Annotated in this window: 28 protein-coding genes; 16 read left to right on the top strand and 12 right to left on the bottom strand. The window is 69.0% G+C overall.

From position 1 onward, the window contains the following. The first annotated feature begins 18 nt into the window (after positions 1-18). From IFJ75_RS01725 to IFJ75_RS01700, 6 genes are all read left to right on the top strand, one after another. On the top strand, positions 19-1,656 hold the full coding sequence (locus IFJ75_RS01725; RefSeq protein WP_207870860.1) for a long-chain-fatty-acid--CoA ligase: 1,638 nt from the start codon (positions 19-21) through the stop codon (positions 1,654-1,656). A gap of 64 nt (positions 1,657-1,720) precedes the next feature. Further along, entirely contained in the window at positions 1,721-2,005 is a 285-nt protein-coding gene (locus tag IFJ75_RS01720) for a hypothetical protein (protein WP_207870859.1), read from the top strand. A 105-nt stretch (positions 2,006-2,110) separates the two neighbouring features. Continuing rightward, entirely contained in the window at positions 2,111-3,280 is a 1,170-nt protein-coding gene (locus tag IFJ75_RS01715) for a YjgN family protein (protein ID WP_207870858.1), read from the top strand. Between the two features lie 4 nt (positions 3,281-3,284). Continuing rightward, complete coding sequence (locus IFJ75_RS01710) at positions 3,285-4,385, top strand: M48 family metallopeptidase (RefSeq protein WP_207870857.1); 1,101 nt, start codon at positions 3,285-3,287, stop codon at positions 4,383-4,385. A 49-nt stretch (positions 4,386-4,434) separates the two neighbouring features. After that, positions 4,435-5,274 carry an alpha/beta fold hydrolase gene (locus tag IFJ75_RS01705; RefSeq protein ID WP_207870856.1) on the top strand — a complete coding sequence of 280 codons (840 nt, stop codon included), beginning with the start codon at positions 4,435-4,437 and terminating at the stop codon, positions 5,272-5,274. Positions 5,275-5,772: 498 nt separating this feature from the next. After that, complete coding sequence (locus IFJ75_RS01700; protein WP_207870855.1) at positions 5,773-6,108, top strand: hypothetical protein; 336 nt, start codon at positions 5,773-5,775, stop codon at positions 6,106-6,108. Positions 6,109-6,119: 11 nt separating this feature from the next. On the opposite strand, the gene IFJ75_RS01695 is transcribed toward IFJ75_RS01700, so the two are convergent. Both IFJ75_RS01695 and IFJ75_RS01690 read right to left on the bottom strand, forming a co-directional pair. Next, on the bottom strand, positions 6,120-6,845 hold the full coding sequence (locus IFJ75_RS01695; protein ID WP_207870854.1) for a hypothetical protein: 726 nt from the start codon (positions 6,843-6,845) through the stop codon (positions 6,120-6,122). Beyond that, on the bottom strand, positions 6,842-7,321 hold the full coding sequence (locus IFJ75_RS01690) for an RNA polymerase sigma factor (protein WP_225897078.1): 480 nt from the start codon (positions 7,319-7,321) through the stop codon (positions 6,842-6,844). Before IFJ75_RS01690 ends, IFJ75_RS01695 begins: the two co-directional genes overlap by 4 nt. A gap of 82 nt (positions 7,322-7,403) precedes the next feature. On the opposite strand from IFJ75_RS01690, the gene IFJ75_RS01685 reads away from it, so the two are divergent. Both IFJ75_RS01685 and IFJ75_RS01680 read left to right on the top strand, forming a co-directional pair. Next, complete coding sequence (locus IFJ75_RS01685; protein WP_225896938.1) at positions 7,404-8,795, top strand: S8 family serine peptidase; 1,392 nt, start codon at positions 7,404-7,406, stop codon at positions 8,793-8,795. A gap of 103 nt (positions 8,796-8,898) precedes the next feature. Beyond that, positions 8,899-9,564 carry a hypothetical protein gene (locus tag IFJ75_RS01680; RefSeq protein ID WP_207870852.1) on the top strand — a complete coding sequence of 222 codons (666 nt, stop codon included), beginning with the start codon at positions 8,899-8,901 and terminating at the stop codon, positions 9,562-9,564. A gap of 64 nt (positions 9,565-9,628) precedes the next feature. Here IFJ75_RS01680 and IFJ75_RS01675 read toward each other — a convergent pair whose 3' ends face one another. The 3 genes from IFJ75_RS01675 to queC are packed head-to-tail and all read right to left on the bottom strand — an operon-like array spanning position 9,629 to position 11,343. Next, positions 9,629-9,994 carry a 6-pyruvoyl trahydropterin synthase family protein gene (locus IFJ75_RS01675; RefSeq protein WP_207870851.1) on the bottom strand — a complete coding sequence of 122 codons (366 nt, stop codon included), beginning with the start codon at positions 9,992-9,994 and terminating at the stop codon, positions 9,629-9,631. After that, on the bottom strand, positions 9,995-10,630 hold the full coding sequence (queE, locus tag IFJ75_RS01670; RefSeq protein ID WP_207932421.1) for a 7-carboxy-7-deazaguanine synthase: 636 nt from the start codon (positions 10,628-10,630) through the stop codon (positions 9,995-9,997). Further along, positions 10,627-11,343, bottom strand: coding sequence for a 7-cyano-7-deazaguanine synthase QueC (gene queC / locus IFJ75_RS01665; protein ID WP_207870850.1), 717 nt, complete (start codon positions 11,341-11,343; stop codon positions 10,627-10,629). The genes queE and queC overlap by 4 nt, the downstream gene beginning before the upstream one ends. A gap of 235 nt (positions 11,344-11,578) precedes the next feature. Here queC and IFJ75_RS01660 point away from each other — a divergent pair, with 235 nt between their 5' ends. Further along, on the top strand, positions 11,579-13,201 hold the full coding sequence (locus IFJ75_RS01660; RefSeq protein WP_207870849.1) for a response regulator: 1,623 nt from the start codon (positions 11,579-11,581) through the stop codon (positions 13,199-13,201). On the opposite strand, the gene IFJ75_RS01655 is transcribed toward IFJ75_RS01660, so the two are convergent. Next, positions 13,198-14,238 (bottom strand): ligase-associated DNA damage response exonuclease, encoded by a 1,041-nt coding sequence (locus IFJ75_RS01655; protein WP_207870848.1) that lies wholly within the window; start codon positions 14,236-14,238, stop codon positions 13,198-13,200. The genes IFJ75_RS01660 and IFJ75_RS01655 overlap by 4 nt on opposite strands. Positions 14,239-14,298: 60 nt before the next feature. Here IFJ75_RS01655 and IFJ75_RS01650 point away from each other — a divergent pair, with 60 nt between their 5' ends. The 6 genes from IFJ75_RS01650 to IFJ75_RS01625 all read left to right on the top strand — a co-directional run bounded on the left by IFJ75_RS01650 (position 14,299) and on the right by IFJ75_RS01625 (position 17,301). Beyond that, a complete protein-coding gene (locus IFJ75_RS01650; protein WP_207870847.1) occupies positions 14,299-14,790 on the top strand; it encodes a PaaI family thioesterase in 492 nt (163 codons plus the stop codon). Beyond that, positions 14,787-15,185, top strand: coding sequence for a PaaI family thioesterase (locus IFJ75_RS01645; protein WP_207870846.1), 399 nt, complete (start codon positions 14,787-14,789; stop codon positions 15,183-15,185). The genes IFJ75_RS01650 and IFJ75_RS01645 overlap by 4 nt, the downstream gene beginning before the upstream one ends. Before the next feature lie 63 nt (positions 15,186-15,248). Continuing rightward, positions 15,249-15,590 carry a hypothetical protein gene (locus IFJ75_RS01640; protein WP_207870845.1) on the top strand — a complete coding sequence of 114 codons (342 nt, stop codon included), beginning with the start codon at positions 15,249-15,251 and terminating at the stop codon, positions 15,588-15,590. Positions 15,591-15,682: 92 nt separating this feature from the next. After that, positions 15,683-16,051 carry a hypothetical protein gene (locus tag IFJ75_RS01635; RefSeq protein WP_207870844.1) on the top strand — a complete coding sequence of 123 codons (369 nt, stop codon included), beginning with the start codon at positions 15,683-15,685 and terminating at the stop codon, positions 16,049-16,051. Positions 16,052-16,140: 89 nt separating this feature from the next. Beyond that, positions 16,141-16,569 (top strand): hypothetical protein, encoded by a 429-nt coding sequence (locus IFJ75_RS01630; RefSeq protein WP_207870843.1) that lies wholly within the window; start codon positions 16,141-16,143, stop codon positions 16,567-16,569. 87 nt (positions 16,570-16,656) lie between these two features. Beyond that, a complete protein-coding gene (locus tag IFJ75_RS01625) occupies positions 16,657-17,301 on the top strand; it encodes a S24 family peptidase (protein WP_207870842.1) in 645 nt (214 codons plus the stop codon). A 153-nt stretch (positions 17,302-17,454) separates the two neighbouring features. Here the strand turns inward: IFJ75_RS01625 and IFJ75_RS01620 are convergent, their stop codons facing one another. From IFJ75_RS01620 to IFJ75_RS01605, 4 genes are all read right to left on the bottom strand, one after another. Then, on the bottom strand, positions 17,455-17,919 hold the full coding sequence (locus IFJ75_RS01620) for an SH3 domain-containing protein (RefSeq protein ID WP_207870841.1): 465 nt from the start codon (positions 17,917-17,919) through the stop codon (positions 17,455-17,457). A gap of 194 nt (positions 17,920-18,113) precedes the next feature. Further along, positions 18,114-19,793 (bottom strand): lysine--tRNA ligase, encoded by a 1,680-nt coding sequence (locus IFJ75_RS01615; RefSeq protein WP_207870840.1) that lies wholly within the window; start codon positions 19,791-19,793, stop codon positions 18,114-18,116. A gap of 74 nt (positions 19,794-19,867) precedes the next feature. After that, on the bottom strand, positions 19,868-21,304 hold the full coding sequence (locus IFJ75_RS20065) for a response regulator (RefSeq protein WP_207870839.1): 1,437 nt from the start codon (positions 21,302-21,304) through the stop codon (positions 19,868-19,870). A gap of 57 nt (positions 21,305-21,361) precedes the next feature. After that, positions 21,362-21,829: a hypothetical protein gene (locus IFJ75_RS01605; protein ID WP_207870838.1), complete on the bottom strand. Its 468-nt coding sequence runs from the start codon at positions 21,827-21,829 to the stop codon at positions 21,362-21,364. A gap of 96 nt (positions 21,830-21,925) precedes the next feature. Between IFJ75_RS01605 and queA the strand changes: the two genes are divergently transcribed. After that, a complete protein-coding gene (gene queA / locus IFJ75_RS01600) occupies positions 21,926-22,987 on the top strand; it encodes a tRNA preQ1(34) S-adenosylmethionine ribosyltransferase-isomerase QueA (protein WP_207870837.1) in 1,062 nt (353 codons plus the stop codon). Between the two features lie 190 nt (positions 22,988-23,177). Here the strand turns inward: queA and glyS are convergent, their stop codons facing one another. Both glyS and IFJ75_RS01590 read right to left on the bottom strand, forming a co-directional pair. Continuing rightward, positions 23,178-25,367 (bottom strand): glycine--tRNA ligase subunit beta, encoded by a 2,190-nt coding sequence (gene glyS / locus IFJ75_RS01595; protein ID WP_207870836.1) that lies wholly within the window; start codon positions 25,365-25,367, stop codon positions 23,178-23,180. After that, positions 25,367-26,260, bottom strand: a complete 894-nt coding sequence (locus IFJ75_RS01590) for a glycine--tRNA ligase subunit alpha (RefSeq protein WP_207870835.1) — start codon at positions 26,258-26,260, stop codon at positions 25,367-25,369. Before IFJ75_RS01590 ends, glyS begins: the two co-directional genes overlap by 1 nt. Positions 26,261-26,282 lie beyond the last annotated feature (22 nt).

Here is a 26,282-nt window from a genome sequence, read left to right as displayed (position 1 = left end):
GCAATTCGAGGAAGTGCGATGCTGGGTTTGATGCAGGACTGGCCCCTGACGGTCGACAAGATTCTGGACCATGCGAAGAACTGGCATGGCCACAGGGAGGTCGTGACCCGCTCGGTCGAGGGCCCCATCGTCCGCACCACCTATGCCGACATCCACGCCCGGGCGAAGCGGGTGTCGAACGCCCTGCTAGGCTGGGGGGTCAAGCCCGGCGACCGGATCGCCACCCTGGCCTGGAACACCGGCAAGCACATCGAGGCCTGGTACGGCATCATGGGCATCGGCGCGGTCTGCCACACCCTGAACCCGCGCCTGTTCCCGGAACAGCTGATCTACATCATCAACCACGCCGAAGACCGGATGATCTTCGTCGACCTGACCTTCGTGCCCCTGCTCGAGGCCATCCTGCCGCATTGCCCCAAGGTCGAGCGGGTCATCGTCATGACCGATGAATGGACCATGCCCGCGACCGCCCTGCCGCGCGCCGAATGCTATGAGGCCATCCTGTCGGAAGCCTCGACCGAGGTGACCTGGGGTGACTTCCCCGAGAACACCGCCTGCGGCCTCTGCTACACCTCGGGTACGACCGGGAACCCCAAGGGCGTCCTCTATTCGCACAGGTCCAACTTCATCCATACCCTGCTGGGCTTGCAGTCGACCGTCTTGGGCGCGACCCCGTCCGAGGTCATCCTGCCGGTCGTGCCGATGTTCCACGCCAATGCCTGGGGCATCGCCTTCGGCGGCCCCGCGGCCGGGTCGAAGCTGGTCATGCCGGGCGCCAAGATGGACGGCGCATCCATCTATGAGCTGATCGTCAGCGAGGGCGTGACCTTCTCGGCCGCCGTGCCGACCGTCTGGCAGGGGCTGCTGGCCCACCTGCGCGAGAACAAGCTGCAGATTCCGACCGTCAAACGCGTCCTGATCGGCGGCTCGGCCGTGCCCGAGAGCCTGATCCGCGCCTTCCACGACGAGTTCGGCATCGAGGTGCTGCAGGGCTGGGGCATGACCGAGACATCGCCCATCGGCACCCTGTCCAACATGACGCCCGAGACCCTGGCCCTGCCCTACGACGAGCAGATGAAATACCGGATCAAACAGGGCACCCCGCCCCTTGGCGTCGAGCTCAAGCTCAAGAACTACGCCGGTCAGGACATGCCCCACGACGGGCACACCTACGGCCGTCTGATGATCAAGGGTCCGACCATCGCCGGCGCCTATTTCCGGTCTGACGAGAGCATCCTGGACGCCGAGGGCTTCTTCGACACCGGCGACGTCTCGACCATCGACGAGATGGGCTTCATGCAGATCACCGACCGCGCCAAGGACGTCATCAAGTCGGGCGGCGAGTGGATCTCCTCGATCGACATCGAGAACATCTCGGTCGGTCATCCCAAGGTCGAACTGGCCGCCGTCATCGGCGCGGCTCACCCGAAGTGGGACGAGCGCCCGGTCCTGGTCCTCAAGCTCAAGCCTGGCCAGACCCAGGACAAGCAGGAGCACCTCGACTTCTTGGTCGGCAAGATCGCCAAATGGTGGATGCCTGACGATGTCGTCTTCGTCGACGACATCCCCCTGGGCGCCACCGGCAAGGTCGACAAGAAGCTGATCCGCGAGCGGCTCAAGGACTACCGCCTGCCCACGGCGACGGAACCGGCTTAAGGCCGGCCGGTCAGCTTCCGTTCACCCTTTCAGGGTTAACGTCATGGCTTCGGGAGACCCAGTCATGATCATCGCCTCTACGCGCGCGCCCAAACTCGCCCTCACGCTGGCCGTGGTTCTGGGAACCGCCGCCCTGCTTCAGGGCTGCCTCGTCGGGGCGGTCGCCGGGGCGGGCGTCGCCGTGGTCGGCGGCACGGCCAAGGTCGTCGGCGGGGTCGCCGGCGCCGGCATCGACGCGGTCACCACCTCGGACGAAGAGACCAAGGCCAAACGTGAACGCGAACAGCGCGACTGGGAGCGCGAGCAACGCCGCTGCGAACAGCGCCAGCGTCAGGGCAAGCGCTGCTAGGACAAGCGCCGTCAGGTTGTTTTTCCCCTCCCGGCTGAACAGGCCTGCGGTTGCGCCCTTCGCCCGCGATGGTCTAGCGTTCGGATAACAAGGGGGAACATTCAAATGACCGACACGCCGTCCGGGCTGCCGCCCGAGGAGTCCGCCGGCCTGCCGCCGATCGCGGTCGAGGACACCATCGGGAGCCCGCCGTCCGGCGGTCAGACCCTGAAGTTCGACACCACCCTTCGGCCGTCCTCTTTCCTGGGCCTCAGCCTGAAGAACGGCCTGCTCAACCTGATCACCCTCACTCTCTGGCGCTTCTGGGGCAAGACCGAGGTGCGCCGTCGCGTCTGGCAGGGCATCCGTCTGAACGGCGACGCCTTCGAATACACCGGCCGGGGCGTCGAGCTGTTCATCGGCTTCCTGCTGGCCCTGCTGGTGCTCGGCCTGCCCTTCCTGCTCATCATATTCGCCGTCCAGTTCGCGGGCCCGATGTACGCGGGCCTGATCATCCTGCCCCTTTATCTGTTCATCTTCTGGCTTTCGGGCTTTGGCGTCTTCACCGCCTATCGCTACATGGCCAGCCGCACGACATGGCGCGGCATCCGGTTCGAGCTCGGCGGCTCGGCGACCGGCTTCGGCTTCAAATACCTCGGCATCATGTTCCTGAACGGCATCACCCTGGGCTGGTACGCCCCCGCGGGCGAACGCCAGCTGGCCGAGAGCCTTTGGAGCGCGCTCAGCTTCGGCAATCGCCGCTTCCGCTTCTATGCGGCCAAGTCCGAGCGTGAGGGCGTCTACGGCGCCTTCGCCCTGGGCTGGTTCGGGACCATCGTCCCCTATTTCCTGTTCATCATCATCGCCGTCGTGATCGCCGTGGCGACCGGGGCGGGCGCTTCCACGGCCTCCAACACCCCTCCCATGCCGCAGATGGCCATGATGGGGATCATCTACGCCGTGATGCTGTGCCTGGCGCCGCTGATCCTGCTGATCTGGGCCCCCTATCAGGCCGCCATTCTGCGCTCGATCACCGCCGGCGTCGGCGTCGACGGGGCCAGCTTCAAGCTGAACGTCAAGGCCATCGCCCTGTGGTGGCTGATCGTGACCAACCTCTTCTTCCTTCTGATCACCCTCGGCTTCCTGATGCCCTGGGTTCAGGCTCGGACCGCCCGCTTCCTGGTCGAGCGGCTGACCTCGACAGGCGAGGCTAGGGTCGACGAGGCCCTGCAGACCGGTCGCGGCCCCGGCTCGGGCGAGGGTCTGGCGGACGCCTTCGGCTTCTCGCTGATCTGAGCCGATGCAAGGCCGGTTTCTGGACGGAAGGAGCGCCCGGCCCCTACCGGCGCAGGTCGAGGTGGACGGGGCGACCGTCCGCATCGTCGCCGACGGCCGGTCCTACGCCTGGTCGGTCAAGGGGCTGAACCTCGTCTTGGAGGGCGACGAGGCGCGGCTGTCGCACAGGTCCAACCGCGACGCCCGGCTGATCCTGCCCGAGGCCGAATGGGTGCGGATCGGGGGCGACCATATCGAGGCCATCGCCCGCCATCGGCGGCGGGTCGAGACCGGGCTGGTGGTCGGGCTGACGGCCTTCGCGGCCGTCACGGTCGGCTTCGTCTTCTTCGGCGTCCCGGCCCTGTCAGGCCCCCTGGCCCGGGCGACCCCGCCCTCGTTCGAGGTCGGCATGGGCCGCAATTTCGACGCCCAGCTTGGCGCCGCCTTCAAGCGCTGCGAGGGCCGCGAAGGTCAGCGGGCGCTGCACGATCTGGGCAAGCGGATCGCGGCCGGGACCGACACCTCTTTCGACATCCGGGTGCGCGCCGTCCACGCCCCGATGCTGAACGCCTTCGCCCTGCCCGGCGGGCCCATCCTGGTCACCGACGACCTGATCCGCGACGCCAAATCGCCCGACGAACTGTCAGCCGTTATCGCCCACGAGGTCTCTCACGTCGAGAAGCGCCACGTCATGCAGGCCGTGTGGCGCAGCCTCGGCATTGGCCTTTTGCTCGACGCCGTGGTCGGCGGAGGCTCTGGGGCGGGCCAGCAGGCGGTCCTGCTCGCCGGTCAGGCCACCGACCTGCGCTACGGCCGCGAGGCCGAGAGCGAGGCCGACGCCCGCGGCCAGCAGTTGCTGCAGAAAGAGGGGCTGTCGTCAAAGGGCATGGCCAGCTTCTTCGCCCGCCTCGGCAAGGGCGACGGCGAAGGCGACCTGGCGACCGTGGCCGAGTTCACGGCCACCCACCCCAACGCCGCCCGCCGCGCCCGCGCCGCGAAGGCCGCCGAAAAGCCGGGCGCCGTCGCGCTGACCCCCGCCGAGTGGACTGCCGTCAAGGCGACCTGTGGGGCCGACGAGGAGAAGCTGATCCCCGTCATCCGCCGGAAGTTCGGCTTGGGGCGATGAGCCTGATCAAACGATAGACAGCGCGACACCGGAAGGTCAGGCTGGCCCCATGACCCCCATCCTCCTCATCCCCGGCCTCGCCTGCACCGCCGAGCTGTTCGGTCCCCAGATCCCGGCGCTGTGGCCGCTCGGGCCGGTGACCGTCGCGACCTCGACCGAGGGCGACAGCATGGCGGCCATCGCGGCGTCCATCCTGCGCGACGCCCCGCCCCGCTTCGCCCTCGGCGGCCTGTCGATGGGCGGCTATCTGGCGCTCGAGATCATGCGGCAGGCGCCGCAGCGGGTGCTCAGGCTCGCCCTGATGGACACCGCCGCCCGGCCGGACACGGCTGAGCAGTCGGCCCTGCGTCGCACCCTGATCGAACGCTCCGACGACGGCGACCTCGAAGGCGTGATCCGCCAGATCGCGCCCAATCTGCTGCACCCCGACCACCGCGATAACTCCGTGCTGATCGAGACCCAGGTTCGCATGGGTCTGGCCGTCGGCGCGGAGGCCTTCAAACGCCAGCAGACGGCCATCATCAACCGCATCGACAGCCGCCCCTACCTCTCGGCCATCGCCGTCCCGACGCTGGTTCTGGTCGGCGACCGCGACGCCCTGACACCGCCCGACCGCTCCCAGGAAATGGCCGCCGCCATCCCCGGCGCGAAACTGGTCGTCGTCCCCAACTGCGGCCATGCGTCGAGCCTCGAACAGCCCGAGGCGGTCAACGCGGCGCTGCTGGGTGGGTGGCGGGCTGAACCCCGCCCCGCTCCTCCCCCACTCACCGCCCCTCCCCATTCACCGCCGCCCCCTACCGCTCATCCCGGCGAATGCCGGGATCCAGATTCACATCGGCTGTCTGGAGTTTCGTGCGGAAAGCACTCTTGCGGCAGGCACAGCGTCTGAATCTGGATCCCGGCATTCGCCGGGATGAGCGGTGTAAGGGTTACGGGCATCCGAATCCTGGAGCCCGCGCAATTCGCCCAACCAATCCCAACGATTTCGCGGCCTTGCGGAAATCTCACCGTCCCGAACCCGCCCTACCTCAAACCCAGCCTATAATTCTCCCGTTCCGTCGCAGGGAGGCGCAGAGGCCTTGCGACCGTCTGGCGGCGGAATGCGGAGAAGCGGGAGAACCGGAGCAATCCGGGGTAGGGGCCAGGGGGATACTGAGCCCGGTCCGGGGAGCCTGTCGCAAGCAGGCCCCGCCCGTCGCGGACGCTGCGGTAAGGCGATAAAACCGCCACCTGACGCAAGTTCGCGGAAACTCTTCGCGCGGGGCCAAAAAGCGGCGTCGAAACGGTAATTCCATTTTCCTCCCGGGCGTCGCCCGGCGGTCCCGCTCGCCTCCCAACTCGCCCGATCCGGTGCGAGATCGCACACCCACGCCCAGAGGAGAGCCCCATGCCCGCCGATCGCAAAGGTCGCCCCCGCCGGGTCCGCTACAACCCCGCGGACGACCCTTACTTCGACTGCCCGTGGGACGACGAATTCCTTCAGGCCTGCGCCCGCTTCGAGGTCATGAAGGCCTTCAAGAACGCCTGTCACAAGATGGTCTGGGCCACAGCTCGCGCCCGGGGCGTGCATATGTGCGGCGAGGCCGAGTTCGCCGAGGCCGAAGCCATGGTCATCGCTTCGGGCCATCCCAAGCCTCCCGCCGACTGGTTCCTGTGGAACCCGATCTTCGACACCGACCGGCCCAATCCTTTCGGGAGTCGCAAGCTCGGTCCCAACGAATGAACCGGCGGACTCTACTTCCAGCCCGCCGCCCGCGCCTTCGCTTCTTCCTCGCCCGCGACCGTCTCCCCGGCCAGGGTCGCATCGACGGCGGCGAGGACCACGGCGGGCGTGTCCGACGAGGCCGTGCGGACCTCGGTCGAGCCTGCCTCGAACGGCGCCAGGGCCTGCACCGCCCAATGGCCGTCGCGGCGGCAGGCCAGGCCCGCAACACCGGCCTCGCCGGCCTGGAAGGTGCGGCACCAGCGGCCCTCGGCGTCGCGGAAGGTCAGGCCGATGGCCCGGCCCTGGCCGTCGGCGCCGTCGGCCGCCAGCCTCTGGTCCAGCACACGGACCAGACCGGCGTCGGCGATCACCCCGCCCGGCTGGACGGCGAAGCCCTCGGGCGTCGGCCGCATTCCCAGCCAGCCGAGGGCCAGCCCGCCGACGAAACAGGCCGTCGCCAGCCCGCCCCAGATCGGGGCCGACTGGGGCGCGAACGCCGCCTTCAGCCGCTCGGTCCATCCGGACGACGCCTTCGCCTTCGCGCCGCCTCCGATCATCCGCATCAGATCGGCGTCGCGCGGATCGGGGGCGATGGGAAAGGCCTCACGCGCCGTCGTCCGGTCGCTCCGGAACGCCGCCAGCCGTGCAGCCAGAGCCGGATCGGCCGCCGCCGCCGCATCGACCTCGGCGGCCCGCTCGGGCGACAGCTCGCCGTCGGCGCGGCGCATCAGGGTCTCGTCGTCAAACTGCGTCATGCGCTCACTCCCTGTTCGGTCAGCGTCTGGATCAGGGTCTGGCGTCCGCGCACCAGACGGCTGGTCAGGGTCCCCTCGGGCACGTCCAGCACCCGCGCGGCCTCGGCATAGGAAAGCCCGTCGATGAGCACCAGGGCCACCGCCAGCCTCTGTTCCTCGGGCAGGGCCAGGATCGCGCCGCGCGCCGCCAGGGCGTCGAGCCGCAGGCCCTCCCCGGCCATGGCGGCGTCCGGCACGGCGGCGGTGAAGTCGTCCTCGGGCGACACCACCTTGCCCCAGCGGGTGCGGGAGCGGCCCTGATCGATGAAGATCCGTCTCATGATGGTGAAGGTCCAGCTGTCCAGCCGCGTGCCCTCGCGAAAGCCCGAACGCTTCGACAGCGCCCGCTCGATCGTCTCCTGCACCAGGTCCTGGGCGTCGGCGTCCGAGCCGACGAGGGCGCGCGCGAAGCGTCGCAGTCGCGGCAACAGCTCCACGAGCCCGGTCTGAAAGGCGTCCAAAGGCGTTCCTCGGTCATGTGGGATGAAACGACCGGGCTCCGACGTTTCATCCCGCAGGATGCTTATTCCGTCATTGCCGCCGCCGCGCCAATGGCTTTCACTCAACGGGCACGGAGCCACGACCATTTCCCGCACGCTGAAAACCCTGACGATTCTGCTCACGACCCTGGCCCTGGCGGCGCCCGCCCCGAACCTGGCCATAGCCCAGGTCGGCTTGCCGGGCGGAGGCGTGAGCGGCGGGCTCGGCCAGATTCCCTCAACCCTTCGCGACACGGTCGGCGATGCGACCAGCCGCGTCGACGCCCTGACCGGCCGGCTACAGGACGGCGCGGAGGATGCGCTGCGCGCCCCGTCGCGTCTGACCGCCCTGATCCGCCGCTCGCGCGGGGCGCTGGAGGCCGATCCGCAGGGCTGGCCCGTCGTCAGCGGCGAACTGGTCGCCGTCGGCATGACCGCCGAAGCCCGGCGCGCGGCCCTCGGCGAGGGCTTCACCGTGGTCCGTGAAGAACGGCTTGAGGCGCTGGACCTGACCACCGTCGTCCTCGCCCCGCCGCGTGGCCAGTCGCTCAGCCGCGCCCTGCAGCGGCTGCAACGGCTCGACCCGACCGGCGACTACGCCTTCAACCATGTACACCAGCCGGCGGGCGTGCTCGAACCTGCGCTGCCCCCAGCCGCTCCTTCGATCCCGCCGCCACAAGCCTCAAGCTCGGTCCGCCTCGGCCTGATCGACACAGGCGTCGAGGCCACGCACCCGGCCCTCGTCGGTTCCCGCCTGATCCAGCGCGGCTTCGCCGGGCCGCCGCGCATGGGAGCCCACGGCCTCGCCGTCGCCTCCCTGATGGTCGGCCGCACCGCCGACTTCAGCGGCGCCGCTCCCGGCGCGGCCCTCTTCGTCGCCGACGTCTATGGCGGCAGCCCCGCGGGCGGCTCCTCCACGGATCTGGCCGAGGCCCTGTCGTGGATGGTCGAAAGCCGGGTGCAGGTGGTCAACATCAGCCTCGTCGGCCCGAGGAACGCCCTCGTCCAGGCGGCGGTGCGGCAGGCCGAGGCGCGCGGCCTGACCCTGGTCGCCGCCGTCGGCAATGACGGCCCGGCTGCACCGCCCCTCTATCCGGCCGCCTATGACGGCGTGGTCGGGGTCGCCCCGGTCGATCGCCGCGACCGCATCCTGCCCGAGGCCGGACGGGGGTCGCAGGTCGACCTGTCGGCGCCGGGCTCCGACATGGCGGCGGCGGGTGTCGCCGGAAGCTGGGTCACGGTGCGCGGCGCCTCGTTCGCCTCTCCCCTCGTCGCCGGCCTGCTGGCGGGCGAGAGCCTGTCCTCCCTCGAACGCTCGGCCCGCGATCTGGGCCAGCGCGGTCCCGATCCCGTCTATGGCCAAGGGCTCGTCGGCGAGACCCTGCGCACCGCTCCCGACGCCGTCGGCGCCCGCCAGCGACTGGCCAACTAGGCGATCCGGAAAAAAGTTGAGGGGCCGGGATGAAACCCGAATGGCCCGTCGTTGGACCCTGTGAGGACGGATCAACCGCCCGCGAAATCGCAAGGAGACACCAATGCGCAAGTCCATGATGCTGATCACCGCCGCCGCCTTCACCCTGACCCTGGCGGGCGGCGCACAGGCCCAGATCCTGGGCGGCGGCGGCGGCCTGGGTGGTGGCCTCGGCGGCCAGATCGGCGGCGGCCTCGGCGGGGTCGGGGGCAATCTGACCGGTTCGGGCATGCTGAACGGCACGGTCAACGGCTCGGGCGTCACCGGCGCCGTGGACCAGACCATGACCCGCGCCGAACGCGCCGCGGCCCGCGCTGAAGCCCGCGCCGCCCAGGCCCGCGCCCGGGCCGAGCGCACCGCCAATGCGGCCCGCGACCGCGCCGCCTCCACCGCCGCCAGCGGCGTCTCGACCGCTCAAGGCGCCGCCGGTTCGGCGGCCTCGACCGCCCAAGGCCTCGGCTCGTCGGCCAGCGGTTCGGCCTCCGGCGCCCTGAGCGGCGCGGCCAACGCCGCCTCCGGCTCGGGCGTGTCCGCCTCGGGCTCGGGTTCGGGCAATGGCGCGGGTTCGGTGACCACCCCGCGCGGCCGTCAGATCGACGCCGGCGGCTCGGGCTCGGGCTCGGCCAACGGCTCGGCCTCGGCCGACCGCAACGGCGCCTCGGTCAGCCTCGGCGCCAGTGCGAGCGCCAACGGCTCAAGCCAGCGCCCGCAATCCACGACCCCGAACTAGGGGTCGCCAGATACGAAGAAGGCCGCCGGTTCGCCCGGCGGCCTTTGCGTATCAGAGCGCCCGTTCAGAGGGTCAGGGTGCACCGCTCATGGATCGTCGGCCGCGCCACGGTGATGCGCGACAGGCCCGGCCAGTCGGGCTTCAGCCGGTTGGCGAACCACAGGCACAGATGCTCCAGCGTCGGCAGCTCCAGCCCGGGCTTGTCGTTCAGCAGGCCGTGATCCAGCTCCTCCGCCGCCGCCTTCAGGGCGCGATCCAGGGCGCCGAGGTCCGCGACCCAGCCGTGACCGTCCAGCGTCGTTCCCTTCACGGTCGCCTCGACCTGGAACGAATGGCCATGCATCCGGCGATAGATGCTGCCCTCGGGCTCGTTGGGGAAGTGGTGCGCGGCGTCGAACGTCGCGGCCTTGGTGATTTCAAACTCGGTCATTCAACGCACGCCAATGTATTTGTGGGTCTGGACGCTGAGCCTCCACTGCGGGTGCGTCAGGCAGTATTCGATGGCCGCCTCGGTGTTGGCGGCCTGGTCCGGTCCGTCCATCGGCTGCAGCCAGAAACGCTCGAAATCGAGCCCCTCGAACCGGTCCGGCTGGGCCAGCGCCTGCGGATAGACCAGCTTCAGCTCGGCGCCGGAGGTCTGGACCACGGCCGCGTCGGCCTTGGGGCTGACGCAGATCCAGTCGATGCCCTCGGGCGCGGCGACCGTGCCGTTGGTCTCGACCGCGATGTCGAAACCGCGCGCCTTGAGCGCCGCGATCAGGGGAGCGTCCAGCTGCAGCAGGGGCTCGCCGCCGGTACAGACCACCAGCCGCGGATCGCCCTCGCGGCCGCGCCAGAACGAGGCCACGTGATCGGCCAGGGCCTCGGCGTCAACGAATTTGCCGCCGCCGTCGCCGTCCACCCCGACGAAGTCCGTGTCGCAGAACGAACAGACGGCCGTGGCCCGGTCGCGCTCCAGCCCGTTCCACAGATTGCAGCCGGCGAAACGCAGGAAGACGGCGGGCCGCCCCGCCTGTCCGCCCTCACCCTGCACCGTCAGGAAGGCCTCCTTGACCGCATAGGTCATTCGGCGGCCCATTCGGCGTATCCGGCGGCGCGCAGTTCGCAGGCCGGGCAGGTTCCGCAGCCGAAGCCCCAGACGTGCCGATGCGACCGGTCGCCGAGGTAGCAGGTGTGGCTCTCCTCGACGATCAGCTCGACCAGCCGTTGGCCGCCCAGCCGTTGCGCCAGGGCCCAGGTCTGGGCCTTGGTCAGGGCCATAAGCGGGGTGTCGATCGGCACAGGCTTGTCGAGGCCCAGCGTCAGGGCGCTGGACATGGCGTCGATGGTGGCGCGGCGGCAGTCGGGATAGCCCGAGAAGTCGGTCTCGCACATGCCGCCGACCAGCACCTCCAGCCCCCGCCGGTCGGCGAGCGCCGCGGCGCAGGTCAGGAAGACCAGGTTGCGGCCGGGCACGAAGGTGTTGGGCAAACCCCGCGCGCCGATCTCGATGGCGCGGTCCGTGGTCATGGCCGTCTCGCCGATGGCGCCGAAGCCGGTCAGGTCGACGATGTGGTCGGGGCCCAGCCGGTCGGCCAATTCGGGCAGGACCCTGGCCATGCCGTCGCGGACCCGTTGGCGGGCCTGCATCTCGACCGAATGGCGCTGGCCGTAGTCGAAGCCGACGGTCTCGACGCGCTCATACCGCTCCAGCGCCCAGGCCAAGCAGGTGGCGCTGTCCTGCCCGCCCGAGAACAGGACGAGGGCGGACGAAGAGGGAGAATTCTGGAAATCGCTCATGACAAATCTGCGGTCGGCCGGTCGGCCGCGCGCATTCGGGTCGCTTTCAGGATGAAACTTCGGCTCTCGCCATACACCAAATGGGGTCCCGGCGCAAAAAGCGCCAGTTCACGCCACGACTGACCCATTGGCCGAACAGGCAATTTTCTCAATCTGAGAAAATCCCTCCCCGCTTAACCCTTCTGAAAATGGTTTTCAGCCATTGTCCACAGCGTAGAACGGAGTCCCGGCCAGTATGCCGACCATCGAAGTCCTCACGGAACGAGCCGAACCCATCGCGCCCGATGTGCTGGCGAGCGAGGTTTTCGCGCGCTTTCACCGTGAGCCGGACACCCTCGTCATTCCCGTCGTCGACGACGGCCGCCCGGTCGGCCTGGTCGAACGCAACGCCTTCCTGATCAAGATCGCCGGCCCCTTCGGCCATGCCCTCTACTCCGGCCGCCCCGTGACCTATGTCATGGATTCCGAGCCCGCCGTGGTCGAGGCCGGCGTCGCCATCGACGCCTTCTGCGACATCATGCTCAAGGGCGGGCCCGGCGCCCTGATGCGCGGTTTCATCGTCACCCGCGACGGCCGCTATCGCGGGGTGGGCACCGCCGTCTCCCTGCTTCAGGCCATCAACGACCAGCAGCGCCGCCAGAACGCCGAACTGGCCGACCAGCAGCGCGCCCTGACCGACTCCAAGGCCCAGGCCCTGGCCTCGGCCCGCGCCAAGAGCCAGTTCCTGGCCATCATGAGCCACGAGCTGCGCACCCCGATGAACGGCGTCCTCGCCGTCGCCGAACTGCTGCGTCGCCAGCCACTCAACGACCAGGCCCACGCCCATGTCCAGACGATCGTCGACTCGTCCGAGACCCTGATCCGCATCCTGCAGGACGCGCTGGACCTGTCGCGCGCCGAGGCCGGCGAGCTGGAGCTGTCGCCGGTCGCCACCCCGCTGCGCGCCCTGATGGACGACGTCGAGCAGCTGTGGGCGCCGCGCGCCTCGCAGGACGGCGTGACCCTGATGGTCGGCTACGAAGGCGACACCGAACTGGCCGCCGAGATCGATCCGATACGGATCAAGCAGGTGTTCAACAACCTGATCGGCAACGCCCTGAAATTCGCCCGCAACGGCATGGTCGAGGCCCGCCTCAAGGCCTGGGTCGACGGCTCGGAAATCCGCATGGAGGCCCGCGTCCGCGACGACGGCCCCGGCGTCGACGCCGGGCGCGTGGACGCCATCTTCGAACCCTTCGTGCACGGCTCAGGCCCCGACGGCGCGGGCCTCGGCCTGTCGATCTGCCGCCAGATCGTCGAGCGCATGGAAGGCCGGATCTGGGCCGAGAACAACGCCGGTCGCGGCGCCACCTTCGCCTTCGACTTCGCCGCCCCGCGCACCGTCGCCCAGGCCGACGCCCAGTCCAATGTCCAGGCCCTGGCCGAGCTGGAGCTCCAGGCCAATCCGCACATCCTGATCGTCGATGACAACGCCACCAACCGCGTCGTGGCCCAGGCGCTATGCGAGATGTTCGGCTGCAGCTCCGAGACCGCCGAAGACGGCCTCGAGGCCCTTGAAGCCGTCCAGGCCCGTCCGTTCGACCTGATCCTGATGGACATCAAGATGCCGCGCATGGACGGGGTCCAGGCGACCCAGGCCATCCGCGCCCTGACCGGCCCCGAGAGCCAGATCCCGATCGTGGCCCTGACCGCCAACGCCGACCCGGACGACGCCAAGGCCTATCTGGCCATCGGCATGGCCGCCGTCGTCGAGAAGCCGATCAAGCCCGAGCGCCTGCGCATGGCCATGAACGCCGCCCTCTCCGGCGAGACCCTGGCTCCGGCCGAGGCCGCGCCCAAACGAGTTCGCGCCGCTTAACGGACCGGGTCAGGTTCCGCGACCGGCGCCTCCTCGTCCTCCTCGTCATAGCCGACCAGTCTGAGCGCTCGCGCCGTCTGGCCGTTCAGCTCGCACCAGCGCAACAACCCCTCCTCGCGGCCGTGGGTGATCCAGATTTCCTCGGGCTTCAACTCGGTGAAGGTCGTGGTCAGTTCGGTCCAGTCGGCGTGGTCCGAGATGACCAGAGGCAGCTCCACCCCCCTTTGCCGCGCCCGCGCCTTCACGCCCATCCAGCCCGAGGCGAAGGCGGTCACCGGATCGGCGAAACGCCGGGCCCAGCGGTCCTGAATGGCCGACGGCGGGGCGATGGCCACCTCCCCGCCCAGCGAGTCCTTCGGCAGGCCGGTCGCCGGCAGGATCGGCCCAAGATCGACGCCTTCGCGCTGATAGAGGGCGTTCAGCCGCTCCAGTGCGCCGTGGACATAGATGGGTCGCTCCCAGCCCGCCTCGCGCAGCAGCCGGATCACCCGCTGGGCCTTGCCGAGCGCATAGGCGCCGACCAGATGGGCGCGGTCGGGAAACTGGCCCAGCGACTGGACCAGTCGGCCGACCTCCTCACTGTCCGGAGGGTGGGTGAAGACCGGCAGGCCGAAGGTCGCCTCGGAAATGAAGACGTGACAGGGCACAGGCTCGAACCCGGCGCAGGTCGGATCGCGTCGGCGCTTGTAGTCGCCCGAGGCGACCATGGTGATCCCCTTCCAACTGACCACCGCCTGGGCCGAGCCGAGGACATGGCCCGCGGGGACCAGCCGGATATCGACGCCGTTGATCGCCGTCGTCTGGCCGTAGGGCGCGGCCTGACGTGCGACGGTGAAGTCCTCGCCATAGCGCTCGGCCATGATGGCCAGGGTCTGGGGCGTGGCCAGGACCGCGCCGTGGCCCGCCCGCGCGTGGTCCGAATGGCCGTGGGTGATCACCGCCCGCTCCACCGGCCGGACCGGGTCGATATAGAAATCGCCGGGCGGGCAATAGAGCCCCGCGGGCGTCGGCTTCAGCAGGTCCTCGAAACGGATCATGGGCTTTAAGGTCGGCATCCGGGGCTTGCGCGCAAGGCCGCGCCCGATAAGGACGGATGGATGAGCGATACGTTCCTGACAGAGATTCTGCCTCAGTTGGCCGGCGGCGCCGCCCACACCCAGGCGCTGGGCTTCAGGCTGGAAAGCGTCGAGGGTCAGATCGTGAGGCTGCGCACGCCATGGCGCGAGGATCTGGTCGGAGATCCCGACACGGGCGTGCTGGCCGGCGGGCTGGTCACCACCATGCTGGACCATGTCGGCGGCCTGGCGACCTGGGTGGCCCTGGGCGGTTTCCAGAACATCGCGACCCTGGATCTGCGCGTCGACTATATGCGGGCGGCGCGGCCGAAGACCGACCTGATCGCCGAGGCCCACTGCTTCAAGGTGACGCGCAACATCGCCTTCGTCCGCGCCTGGGCCTTCGAGGCCGGAGCGGATGACGGCCCCGGCGATCCGGTCGCCGCCGCTCAGTCCGCCTATGTGATCACGGAAAACGCCTCGCACCGGACCGGCGCCAATCTGAAGCCGCGCACGGAGGGAGCGGCCCGATGAGCGAACTGCTGCAACGCCTGCCCTACGCCCGCTTCCTCGGCCTTGAGGGCCGGGTCGAGGAGGAGGTCCTGACCGTGGTCATGCCCTTCGCCGACAAGCTGATCGGCAACCCCCTGCTGCCGGCCCTGCACGGCGGCTCTACCGCGGCCCTGCTGGAGATGACCGCCATCGCCCAGGTGGCCCTGGCTTATCCGCGCCTTCGTCTGCCCCGGCCGATCAACGTCACCGTCTCCTATCTGCGCTCGGGCCGGCCGGTGGACGTGCTGGCGCGGGCCCATATCTCTCGCGCCGGCCGCCGCGTCGCCCACGTGCTGGCCGAGGCCTGGCAGGAGGACGAAAGCCAGCCGATCGCCACCCTGGTCGCCAACTTCCTGCTGGACGACAGCAACGAGTAATTGCGGTCCCGAGCCACCCATGATTGTCTCACGGGGTGACGCTGGGTCATCCGGGGGGCGGATATGGTTTCAAAGGCTTTCGGCCGCGACGCAGCGGCCCGTATTTCAGCCGGCCTCAAGGTGACCGGGAGCCTGCACGCCGCCGAGGCCGCAGTCGAGGTGGCCCTCGTCGAAGCCCAGGCCCTGACGGCGCTCGCCCCCGCCGGCGGCGGCCAGGCCGCTCCGGCCAAGGCGGTGAACCGTGCCCGCCTCCATCTGGCGCGGGCGCACCAGACCCTCGCCGACGTCGCCCGCCGCATCGGACTGGACGAAACCGCCGTCGGCCCGCTGGACAAGCCCGAAGACACCCCCCTGATCGGCGGCGGACCGAGACGCCGCAAGCCCGCCTCCCGCTCCCTCGCCTAACGGCGACGCTCCCGCTTAGGGTAAACAAATCCCTACCGGACTCTCCTGAAACGTGTTAAGGATATTTTTACCTGTTGCTTAGGAGGGGTACTATGGATCGTTCTGAAGTTGTCGCCAGCGTCGCCGGCGAACTGCATGCTACTGAAAACGCTATCGATACCGCGATCACCCAGGCCACGACCCTGGTTCAGTCGATGATCGGCGCCCGCGCCGCCCTGTCGCTGTCCGCGGTCACGGCTTCCGGCTCGCAAGCCAAGGCGATGGAAACCATCGCGGCTCTGAGCACCGCGCGTGAGGCCATCGTGGCCTGCCACGCCGAAATGCAAAAAGATCACCGCAAGCTCGGCTGGGGCATTTATGCCGTCGGCCCGCTGAACAAGCCCGACGATTGGGAAACCCCGATCGGCGGCGGCGAGAAGCCCACCGGCGTCGGCATCACCACGCGCCTGCGCGCTGTCTGAATTCGACGTAATGTAGGCTTCCGGTCATTCCGGATTGGCCAGACTCGTTACATTATCGCCCTCGCGTCATTCGGCGCGGGGGCGTTTTGATGTTTGATACCCTGTGGTCACAGATCGGCGCGGTCTTTGTGGTCGCGATCTGTCTGTTCGCATTCTGGAAGGGCGACGAGCCAGAACGCCTCGCCGCCGGCGCCTATGTGCTCGGCTGGTTCGCCTCCCTGCTCGCCCAGGGCGACGGCAAGGTGTTCCAGGTGCAGTGGGGCGTCTTCGCCATCGATGTGGTGATGCTGGTCGTGCTGGCCGCCCTGGTGTGGAAGTCCCGGCGCGTCTGGCCGGTCTGGGCCGCCGCCTGCCAACTGCTGGTCGTGACCAGCCATGTCCTGTCGATCGTGGACGTGCGCCCGTCGTCCGCCGCCTTCCTGACCGTGGTCAATCTGGCGGGATATGGCGTGCTGATCGCCCTGGCCGTCGGCACCTTCTGGGCCTGGCAGGAACGCCGCGCCGCCGGACTGGAATAGGGCTCCAGCTCCAACCGAAGCCGACCGCACTGGCCTAGGCATTTATTCCTGTGTATTGTGGCGACTCATACGCCGGAAGCCCGTGTCATGCCCCTGTCCCACGCCAAGCTCTGGAAGGCCGTCGACAATCTGGCGCGGCGCGAGGGCCTGTCGCCCTCAGGCCTGGCCAAACGCGCAGGACTGGACGCCACCAGCTTCAATCCGTCGAAACGCTTCGGGCCGTCCTCGGGACCGGCGGATCCGCCTCGGCCGCGCTGGCCCTCGACCGAGAGCCTGATGCGGATACTGGAGGCGACGCGGATCTCGCTGGGCGAGTTCGCCGCTCTCGCTGATGACGACGCCCCGCCGGCGACCATCCCCCTGCTGGGCCTGGCCCAGGCGGGCGCCGACGGCTTCTTCGACGACGCCGGCCTGCCGACGGGCGAGGGCTGGGACCAGACGGAACTGCCGCGCCTGAAAGACGGGCTGTTCAGCCTCAGGATCACCGGGGATTCCATGATCCCCCTCTATCGCGAGGGCGACCGGGTCATCGTCGATCCCACCGCGACGGACGTGCGCAAGGGCGACCGGGTCGTGGTTCGCACCCTGGGCGGAGAGACGGTGGCCAAGGAGCTTCTGGCCGTGACGGCGCGCGGCGTCACCCTGGGCTCGATCAACCCCGCCTACCCGCCCCGCGTTCTGCCCCGCCGCGAGGTGGTCTGGATGGCGCGGATCCTCTGGGTCAGCCAGTAGGTCGCGCGCTCAAGCAGCGAGCGACCGTGTCGCGAGCGGTAGCGCCCAATAGCAAAGACGCTCAAGCGGCGAACCGCCGCGCGGTGAGCGTTAGCGCCCAAAGAAAAAGCCGCCTCTCGCGAGGCGGCCTTCCCTGTCTGGCTCACGCCGACCTTAGTTGGTCGTGACGTAGTGGGCGTTCACCCAGCCGCCGCCGGCGATCTGGACCCATTCGCCCGAGGAGCCGATGGCGCTGAAGCGCTGACCAGCGGCCAGGGTGCCGCGCGTGCCGTAGTTGGTGCCCGGACCCGAGCGGATGCGCAGGTTCGAGGTGGCGCGGTACTGGCCCTGGGCCGAGGCCGCGCGGGCGCGCTGCTGGTTACAGCCGATGTAGGACCCGGCCGCTGCGCCGGCGCCGGCGCCGACGATGGTGCCGGCCGTGCGCTCGTTACGGGCGAGGTTGGAACCCACCACGCCGCCGAGCACGCCGCCGATCAGGGCGCCGGCCGTCTGACGTCCGCCAGGGGCGTCACAGTTGGTGATGCCGTTGGCCTGGGCGGAAGCCGCCATCGGGGCGGCGGTGACCAGCGACGCCATCGCGGCGGCCGTAGCGAGGGTGATCTTGAATGTCTTCGACATGGCTCTCTCCATTTCATCGAGGTTGGTCGATGGCAGGGAGAATGCCCGACGCCACATGAAGGCTCCCGGAGCGCTGCCGTTATTTTCCGTTCATGTACGGAAGGGGACATTTAGAGCGCACTTGCGGTGGGCCTATCGCTCGGCTCGCGGAGCCTCGCTGCTGAGCGCCATGTCCGGCGGGTCGCCGGCGGGGGCTAACCCGCCAGCTTGCCGTTCACGCCGTCCTCGATCAGCTGGACCGTCTGCGGCAGGCCGTAGATGGCGGCGAACGAGCCGAAGCGCGGCCCCTGCGAGGCGCCGAGCAGAACCTCGTACAGGGCGCCGAACCAGGCGCGCAGCGGTTCGAAGGCGTGGTCCTTGCCCACCGCATAGACCTCGTTCTGGATCAGCTCGCCGTCGGTGGTGTCGGCCGGCAACGCTTTCAGGCGCGCGCCGAGGTCCAGCAGGGCCGCCTTCTCCTTCTCGTCCGGCAGACGATAGGACTTCGAGGGCTTCACGAAGTCGACGTAGTAGTTGAGCGCCCGGTCCATCAACTGGTCCAGCACCGGCTCATTCTCCGGCGTCGCCTCGGGCAGATACTTCGCGAAATAGGCCCACAGCTGCGCCTTCGACGAGGCGTTGGCCACGCCGACGAGGTTGAGCAACAGCGCGAAGGACACCGGCGAGACGGCCGAAGGCGGCGATCCGGCGTGGATCGACCAGACGGCGTTGTCGATCTGCTTGGCCGGCTCCTGGGTCTTGTAGGCCTCGATGAAGGCCAGATAGTCGTCGATGGCGCGGGGGATGACGTTGAAGTGCAGGCTCTTGGCCGACTTCGGCGACTGGAACATGTACCAGCTCAGGCTCTCCGGTGTGCCGTAGCGCAGCCACTCGTCCATCGTCAGGCCGTTGCCCTTGGACTTGGAGATCTTCTTGCCCTCGATGTCGAGGAAGAGCTCGTAGTTGAAGCCCTCCGGCGGCGTGCCGCCGAGGGCGCGGCAGACCTTGGAGCTCTCACGCACGCTCTCGATCAGGTCCTTGCCCGACATCTCATAGTCGACGTCCAGGGCCGTCCAGCGCATGGCCCAGTCGGGCTTCCACTGCAGCTTCACATGGCCGCCGGTGACCGGGACCTCGGTGCGGTTGCCGGGCTCGCCGGCCGGGTCCTCGAAGGTGATCGTGCCCTTCTCGACGTCGCGCGCCAGGGTCGGGACCTGAAGCACATGGCCGGTGATCGGGCTGACGGGCAGGAAGGGCGAATAGGTGGCCCGGCGCTCCTCGCCCAGGGTCGGCAGCATGATCGCCATCACGGCGTCGAACCGCTCCAGCAGGGTCAGCAGGGTCGCGTCGAACCGGCCCGACCGATAGGTCTCGGTCGAGGACATGAACTCATAGTCGAAGCCGAAACCGTCGAGGAAGGCGCGCAAACGGGCGTTGTTGTGGGCGCCGAAGCTGTCGTGGGTGCCGAACGGATCGCGCACCCGGGTCAGCGACAGGTGCAGGTCCTCGCGCAGCATCTCGGGATTGGGCACGCCCTCGGGCACCTTCCTGAGGCCGTCCATGTCGTCGGAGAAGGCGATCAGACGCGTCGGCCAATGATCGCCGGTCAGGGCGCGGAAGGCGTTGCGGACCATCGTCGTGCGCGCCACCTCGCCGAAGGTGCCCATGTGCGGCAGGCCGGAAGGGCCGTAGCCCGTCTCCAGGATCACCGGCCGCTGCAGGGCCTCGAAGGTCGCCAGCGCCTCGTCCGCCTTGCCGGCGTCGATCAGCAGCTTCGCCGCATCGCGCTCGGCGTCCGACAGCCGCTTCTTGAGCACATGGGCCAGAAGATTGCGGGCTTGTTCGAAGGGCCAGGACTTGGCCTCACGGGCGAGGGTTTCGAGGTTCTGAAGCATGGGTGGGGCTTTGACGCCTTGAGGCCCGTGGGTCAACGGCTGCGTGCGTCCCTGCGCCCTTCACCGTGTGGTCGTCAGGCGGCCGCCTGCGCGGCCTCACGCCACGCTTCGCGCCAGGGCGTGGAGGCCCAGTCGAACAGTTTGGTGAACAGCTCGGGCGCCTTCACCGGCTTGCCGATGCAGTCGTTCATCCCGACCTCGGCATAGACGGCCAGTTGCTCGTCCAGGGTGTTGGCGGTCAGGGCGATGATCGGCACGGCCGAGACCTCGGCGTCCAGCAGCCGGATGCGGCGGGCGGCCTCGACCCCGTCCATCACGGGCATCTGGATGTCCATCAGGATCACGTCCCAGTCCCCGCGCGTCGCCGCGGCCACCCCTTGCGCGCCGTCATCGACCGTCTCGCAGACGATCCCCTGCAGGGCCAGGAGCGCCGAGACCAGGGCACGGTTGCTGTCGTTGTCGTCGACATAGAGGACGCGCATGGCCCGGCCCCCGTCCTCATCGGCGGCGGGTGCGGCGTCGGCGGGAAGACCGGCCTGTCCGGCGACTGGCTCCGTGCCGCCGGTCCAGTCCTCGTGCTGGGACAGGGCGATCATCTGCTCCACGACGGTGGAGAGCCGCTCGCCCGCCGCATGGATACGGCTGGCGTGGTCCTGCTGGGCGGGCGCCAGCCCGGCTTCGGACAGCAGGGCCGAGAAGCCGAGCACCGCGTTCAGGGGGGTGCGCAGCTCATGCGACATCTCGGTGAGGAAGCGCTGCCGGGCCTCGGCCATGGCGGCCTTCTGCTCGGCGGCGGCGCGGGCGGCCTCGGCCTCGACCCGGTCGGTCACGTCGCGCTCGTTGAGCAGGACGCTGATGGCGCCGGTGACGGGGTCCTGCAGCGGGCGGCAGTCGATATGGTGCCAGCGCGAACCGGCCCCGGTCTGCATCTGGAACAGGGCGCCGGTGGCCTGACCCTCCATGGCGCGGATCAGGATGGCCTCGCCGTCTTCCGAGCTGACGAAGCGCGCAACGAAACCCGCGTCCAGACCATAGGCCGCGAAGGCGGCAGGGTTGGCGAACAACGACTTCCCCTGGCCGTCGAACAGGCCGACGGGACCGGAGGAGTGGCGCAGGGCCTCGACTGCGCGGCGTTCCTCGGCCTCGACCTCGACGGCGGCGGCTTCGAACAGGAGCACCTCACGGCTGTCGGCGAGGGCCACGGTCGAGATCACCGCCTGCACCGTCACCGGGCTGCCGTTGGGATAGAAGGTCCAGTGCTCCTCGACCTCGCGCCCCTCGGCGGTGGCCGTGCGCAGGCGATCGGTTCGCGCCCGGACCGCCGGGGAAAGCTTCGAGAAGTCCCGGGCCAGCAGTTCGTCCAGATCGACCGCTCCCCAAAGGGCCAGGGCGGCGACATTGGCGTAGACGCCCCGGCAGCTGACCGGATCGAACAGCCACACCGGCCGCCGCAAACGGTCCCAGGCGTCGAGACGCCCGCCGTCTGCGAGATGTGGAAGCTCCGAACTCATCCCGGCAGTGTGCCGTAAACGGCTGAAGCAACACTTAAAACCGCGACCGGTCCCGGGTCAGCGCCGCCTCATGGTCAGCCCGACCACCGCGGCCCCGGCGGCGACGATAAGGGCGTCCTCGATCAGGCCGCTCTTCGTCTGGCCGATGCGGGCCATGGCCTTCTTGCGGCCGGCGAGACCGAGATAGGCGAGCGGGACGGCGGTGCCGACAGCGAGGGCGGCGCCGGTCTTTTCGCGGCCTTTCGGGGCCAGCGCTGCGCCGGCGATGCCCGCGCTCATCACCCGGGCCAGCAGGCCGAGGAAGACGGTGCGGTCGGGCGCCGACTTCATCTTGTCGCCGAACAGCTCGCCCACACCCATGGCGAGGGCCCCGAATTTGAACAGGGGATGGTCGAGCAGGACCAGCTTGCCGGGGGTGCGCTCGCCCGCGAGACGGGCGGTGGCGAGGGCGGCCATCGGGGTCATGGACCGGGCGCTGGCGACGGCGCCGATGAGGACGGAGGGAAGCAGGGAGGAGGTTTTCATCCGGCTCGAACGCCCCGGATCGGCGGGAGTTCAGTGGCTGCGGACTTGACCCGCTCCCTCCCCCGTGGCCTTTGCGCCCTCCTTGGACGAGAGCCTATGAAGACCGCCGATTTCGATTTCGACCTGCCCGAGGACCGCATCGCCCTGAGGCCCGCAGAGCCACGGGATTCCGCGCGGCTTCTGGTCGTGAAGGACGGGGTGCTGGAGGACCGGGTCATCCGGGACCTGCCGGGCTTCCTGCGGCCCGGCGACGCCCTTGTGTTCAACGATACGCGGGTGATCCCGGCGCGGCTGTCGGGCGTGCGGGAGCGGCCCGATCCCGTGACGGCGGGCGAGATCCTGACCGTCGAGGTCGAGGCGACCCTGCATCACCGCGATGCGCCCGACGTCTGGTCGGCCTTCATGAAGCCGGGCAAGCGGATCAAGGCGGGGGACCGGATCCGGTTTCAGACGCTGGAGGCCACGGTCGCCGACAAGGGCGAGGACGGGTTGATCACCCTGAAGTTCGACCTGGCCGGGCCGGCGCTGGACGATGCGATCCGCGCCGTCGGAGTCATGCCCCTGCCGCCCTATATCGCGGCCAAACGGCCCGAAGACGATCGCGACCTCACCGATTATCAGACGGTTTTCGCTGAACACGACGGCTCGGTGGCGGCGCCGACGGCGGGGCTGCATTTCACGCCGGAGCTGCTGGAGGCGATCCGGGCGAAAGGCGTCACCACCCACGCGGTGACCCTGCATGTGGGGGCCGGCACCTTCCTGCCGGTCAAGGCCGACGACACGGCCGATCACAGGATGCATTCCGAGTGGGGCGAGGTCTCGGCCGGGACCGCCGCCGCCCTCAACGCGGTCCATGCCAACGGCGGGCGGATCGTCTGCGTCGGCACGACCTCGCTGCGGCTGCTGGAGTCGGCGACCACCGTCGAGGGCGAGGTCCAACCTTTCCACGGCGACACGGCCATCTTCATCACCCCTGGCTACCGGTTCCGGGCGGTCGATGTGCTGATGACGAACTTCCACCTGCCGAAGTCGACCCTGTTCATGCTGGTCTCGGCCTTCGCCGGACTGGAGACCATGCGCGCGGCCTATGAGCACGCGGTGAAGGACGGGTACCGGTTCTATTCCTACGGGGACGGGTCGCTGCTGTTCAAAGCCTGAGCTCTCTCCACGATCTCCCCCTCTCCCGGCGGGAGAGGGCTTGAGCGCCTGAGAGCGCCAGCGATCAGACTTGCGCGAAAGGGTGAGGGGTTCCCGGCCAACCGGTGAGCGCCAGCCCCTCACCCTTTCGGCTGGCGCATCGCTACGCTCTGCGAGCCTCAAGCCCTCTCCCTATGGGAGAGGGTGAGGATCAGCCCGCGATCAGGCCGAAGTCGGCGACGCGGCCCATGACGTCGCGGACCTGGCCCAGCAGTTTCAGGCGGTTGTCGCGTTCGGCGGGGACGTCGGAGTTGACCAGGACGTCGGTGAAGAAGGCGTCGACCGGGGCGCGCAGGGCGGCAAGGGCCGTCATGGCGGCGGCGAAGTCCTCGGTTTCCAGCGCCGTGTCGACGGCGGTCGCGGCGGCGGCGGTGGCGAAGGCCAGCTTCGTTTCGGCCTCGGGCTGGTTGGGCAGGCCGGTCTCGACCATGCCCGTCGGCACCGGCCCCTTCTTCTCCTCAGCCTTGAGGATGTTGGAGGCGCGTTTGAAGCCGGCCAGCAGGTTGGCGCCGTCGTCGGTGGCGAGGAAGGCGGCGAGCGCCTCGACGCGGCGGACGATGCGGACGAGGTCGTCATCGCCGAGCGCGAAGACGGCGTCGACGAGGTCGTGACGTTGGCCTTGGTCGCGGAGGAGGACTTTCAGGCGGTCGGCGAAGAAGGCGACCAAGGCGCCAGCAACGACCAGGGCACGCATGAGCTCATTGTCAGTGACATAAACTCGGCCCTTCATTTTGGCAGCATGCCGGGCCTGAACGAGTTCGTCCGATTCCACTCCCAATGCCTCGGCCGCGTTGAGCGCAGCCATTTGTCCGGCAAGCATTTCAGATTTCTGATCATCGAAAATGTCGGTCGCGGCGGGCACGATGAGATCGGCCAGCGAGGTGCGCACCCCATTATCCAGTACCAGCCGGATCACGCCCAGCGCCGCACGACGCAAGGCATACGGATCCTTGGAACCCGTGGGCTTTTCGTCGATGGCGAAGAAGCCGACGAGGGTGTCGAGCTTGTCGGCGAGGGCGACGGCGACGGTGACCGGGGCGGTCGGGACGGTGTCGGCCGGGCCCTGCGGCTTGTAGTGGTCGCGGACGGCGTCGGCGACGGCGTCGGGCTCGCCGGCGGCGCGGGCGTAATAGCCGCCCATGACGCCTTGCAGTTCGGGGAACTCGCCGACCATGCCAGATGCCAGGTCGGCCTTGGCGAGGCGGGCGGCGCGTTCGGCCTGATCGGCGTCGGCGCCGACCAGAGGCGCGATTTCACGCGCGAGGGCGGCGATGCGATCGACGCGTTCGGCCAGGGTGCCGAGCTTGGCGTGGAAGGTGACGCCGGACAGTTTCTGAGACCAGGCGTCGAAGCCGGTCTTCAGATCCTCGTCCCAGAAGAAGCGGGCGTCGTTCAGGCGGGCCGAAAGCACGCGGCTGTTGCCGGCGGCAAGGGCCGCGCCGCCGTCGGAGGCCTCGACATTGGCGACGACGACGAAGTTGGGGGCGAGGCCATGCTGGGCCGGATCGCGGACGGCGAAATACTTCTGGTGCACCTTCATCGACAGCCGGACCACCTCGGGCGGCAGGCTGAGGAACTGGGGATCCATGTCGCCGAGGATGGGGGTCGGCCATTCGGCCAGCCCCGCGACCTCGTCCAGCAGGCCGTCGTCATCGACGAGGGCGAGGCCCTTGGCGGCGGTCACGGCTTTCGCGGCGTCGAGGATCTTCAGCTTGCGGTCGGTGACGTCGAGCAGGACGTAGTCAGCCTCCAGCTTGCGGCGATAGTCGGCGAAGTCGTTGACGGCGATAGGCTGACCCTTGCCGAGGAAACGATGGCCCTCGGTGATCGCATCGCTCTGGATTCCGTCGATGTCGAAGGGCACGACCTTGCCGTCGAACAGGCAGAGGATGCGCTTCAGCGGGCGGATCCAGCGCAGGGTTCCGGAACCCCAGCGCATCGACTTGGGCCAGGGGAAGGCGCGGACGACGGCGTCGACCGTCTCCGGGATGATCTCGGCGGTGGCGCGGCCTTTCTGCTCGATGACGGCGAAGAAGACGCCGTCGCGCTCGGTCAGCTGGTCCTTGGTCAGGCCGGTCTTGCGCAGGAAGCCTTCCAGCGCCTGTTCCGGGGCATTGGCGCGCGGACCCTTCAGCTCCTCCGAGCGGTCGGGCGTCGCCGAGGGCAGGCCGTCGATGACCAGGGTCAGGCGGCGCGGGCCGGCGAAGACGTTGAGCGCGTCCCAGCTCAGGCCCGCGGCCTTGAGCTTTTCGGAGACCATGCGCTCGAGATCGCGCGCGGCGCCCTGCTGCATGCGGGCGGGGATTTCTTCGGAGAAGAGTTCGAGGAGGAGCTGGGGCATCAGGCGGTTTTCCGCTCTTGTTCGACGTAGGCGAGGGCGCAGGCTTTACACAGGTCGCGGATGCGGCCGATGTAGCTCTGGCGTTCGGCGACGGCGATGGCGCCGCGGGCGTCCATCAGGTTGAAGAGGTGCGAGGCCTTCAGGACCTGGTCATAGGCGGGCAGGACCAGAGGCTGGCCTTGCGGGCCGGTCATGGCCAGCAGGCGGGTCGACTCGCGCTCCATGTCCTCGAAGCGGCGCTTCAGGCCCTCGACGTCATAGCCGTGGAAGTTGGCTTCGGACTGCTGGCGCTCGTTCTCGAGGAAGACCTCGCCATAGGTCAGACCGTCGTTGTTGAACTTCAGGTCATAGACGTTGTCGACGCCCTGAACGTACATGGCCAGACGCTCGAGGCCGTAGGTCAGTTCGCCCGAGACCACGTCGACCTCGATGCCGCCGACGCCCTGGAAATAGGTGAACTGGGTCACCTCCATGCCGTCGCACCAGACCTCCCAGCCCAGACCCCAGGCGCCGACGGTGGGGTTTTCCCAGTCGTCCTCGACGAAGCGGATGTCGTGCAGCTTCGGATCGATGCCGATGGCGGCGAGGGAGCCGAGGTAGAGCTCCTGAAGATTGTCCGGGTTCGGCTTCAGAACGACCTGGAATTGGTAATAGTGCTGCAGCCGGTTGGGGTTCTCGCCATAGCGGCCGTCGCCGGGGCGGCGGCTGGGCTGGACGTAGGCGGCCTTCCACGGCTTGGTCCCCAGCGCGCGCAGGACGGTCGCCGGGTGAAGCGTCCCCGCCCCCACCTCGATGTCATAGGGCTGCAAGAGGGCACAGCCCTGTTCGCCCCAGTAGCGCTGGAGGGTCAGGATGAGATCCTGAAAGGACAGGGGTTCAGCTTGGCTGGGCAATGTCGGTCTTCGCGGGAGGCAA

The organism is Brevundimonas goettingensis (assembly GCF_017487405.1).
Taxonomy (GTDB): domain Bacteria; phylum Pseudomonadota; class Alphaproteobacteria; order Caulobacterales; family Caulobacteraceae; genus Brevundimonas; species Brevundimonas goettingensis.
This window is presented reverse-complemented; position numbering and strand designations above follow the sequence as displayed.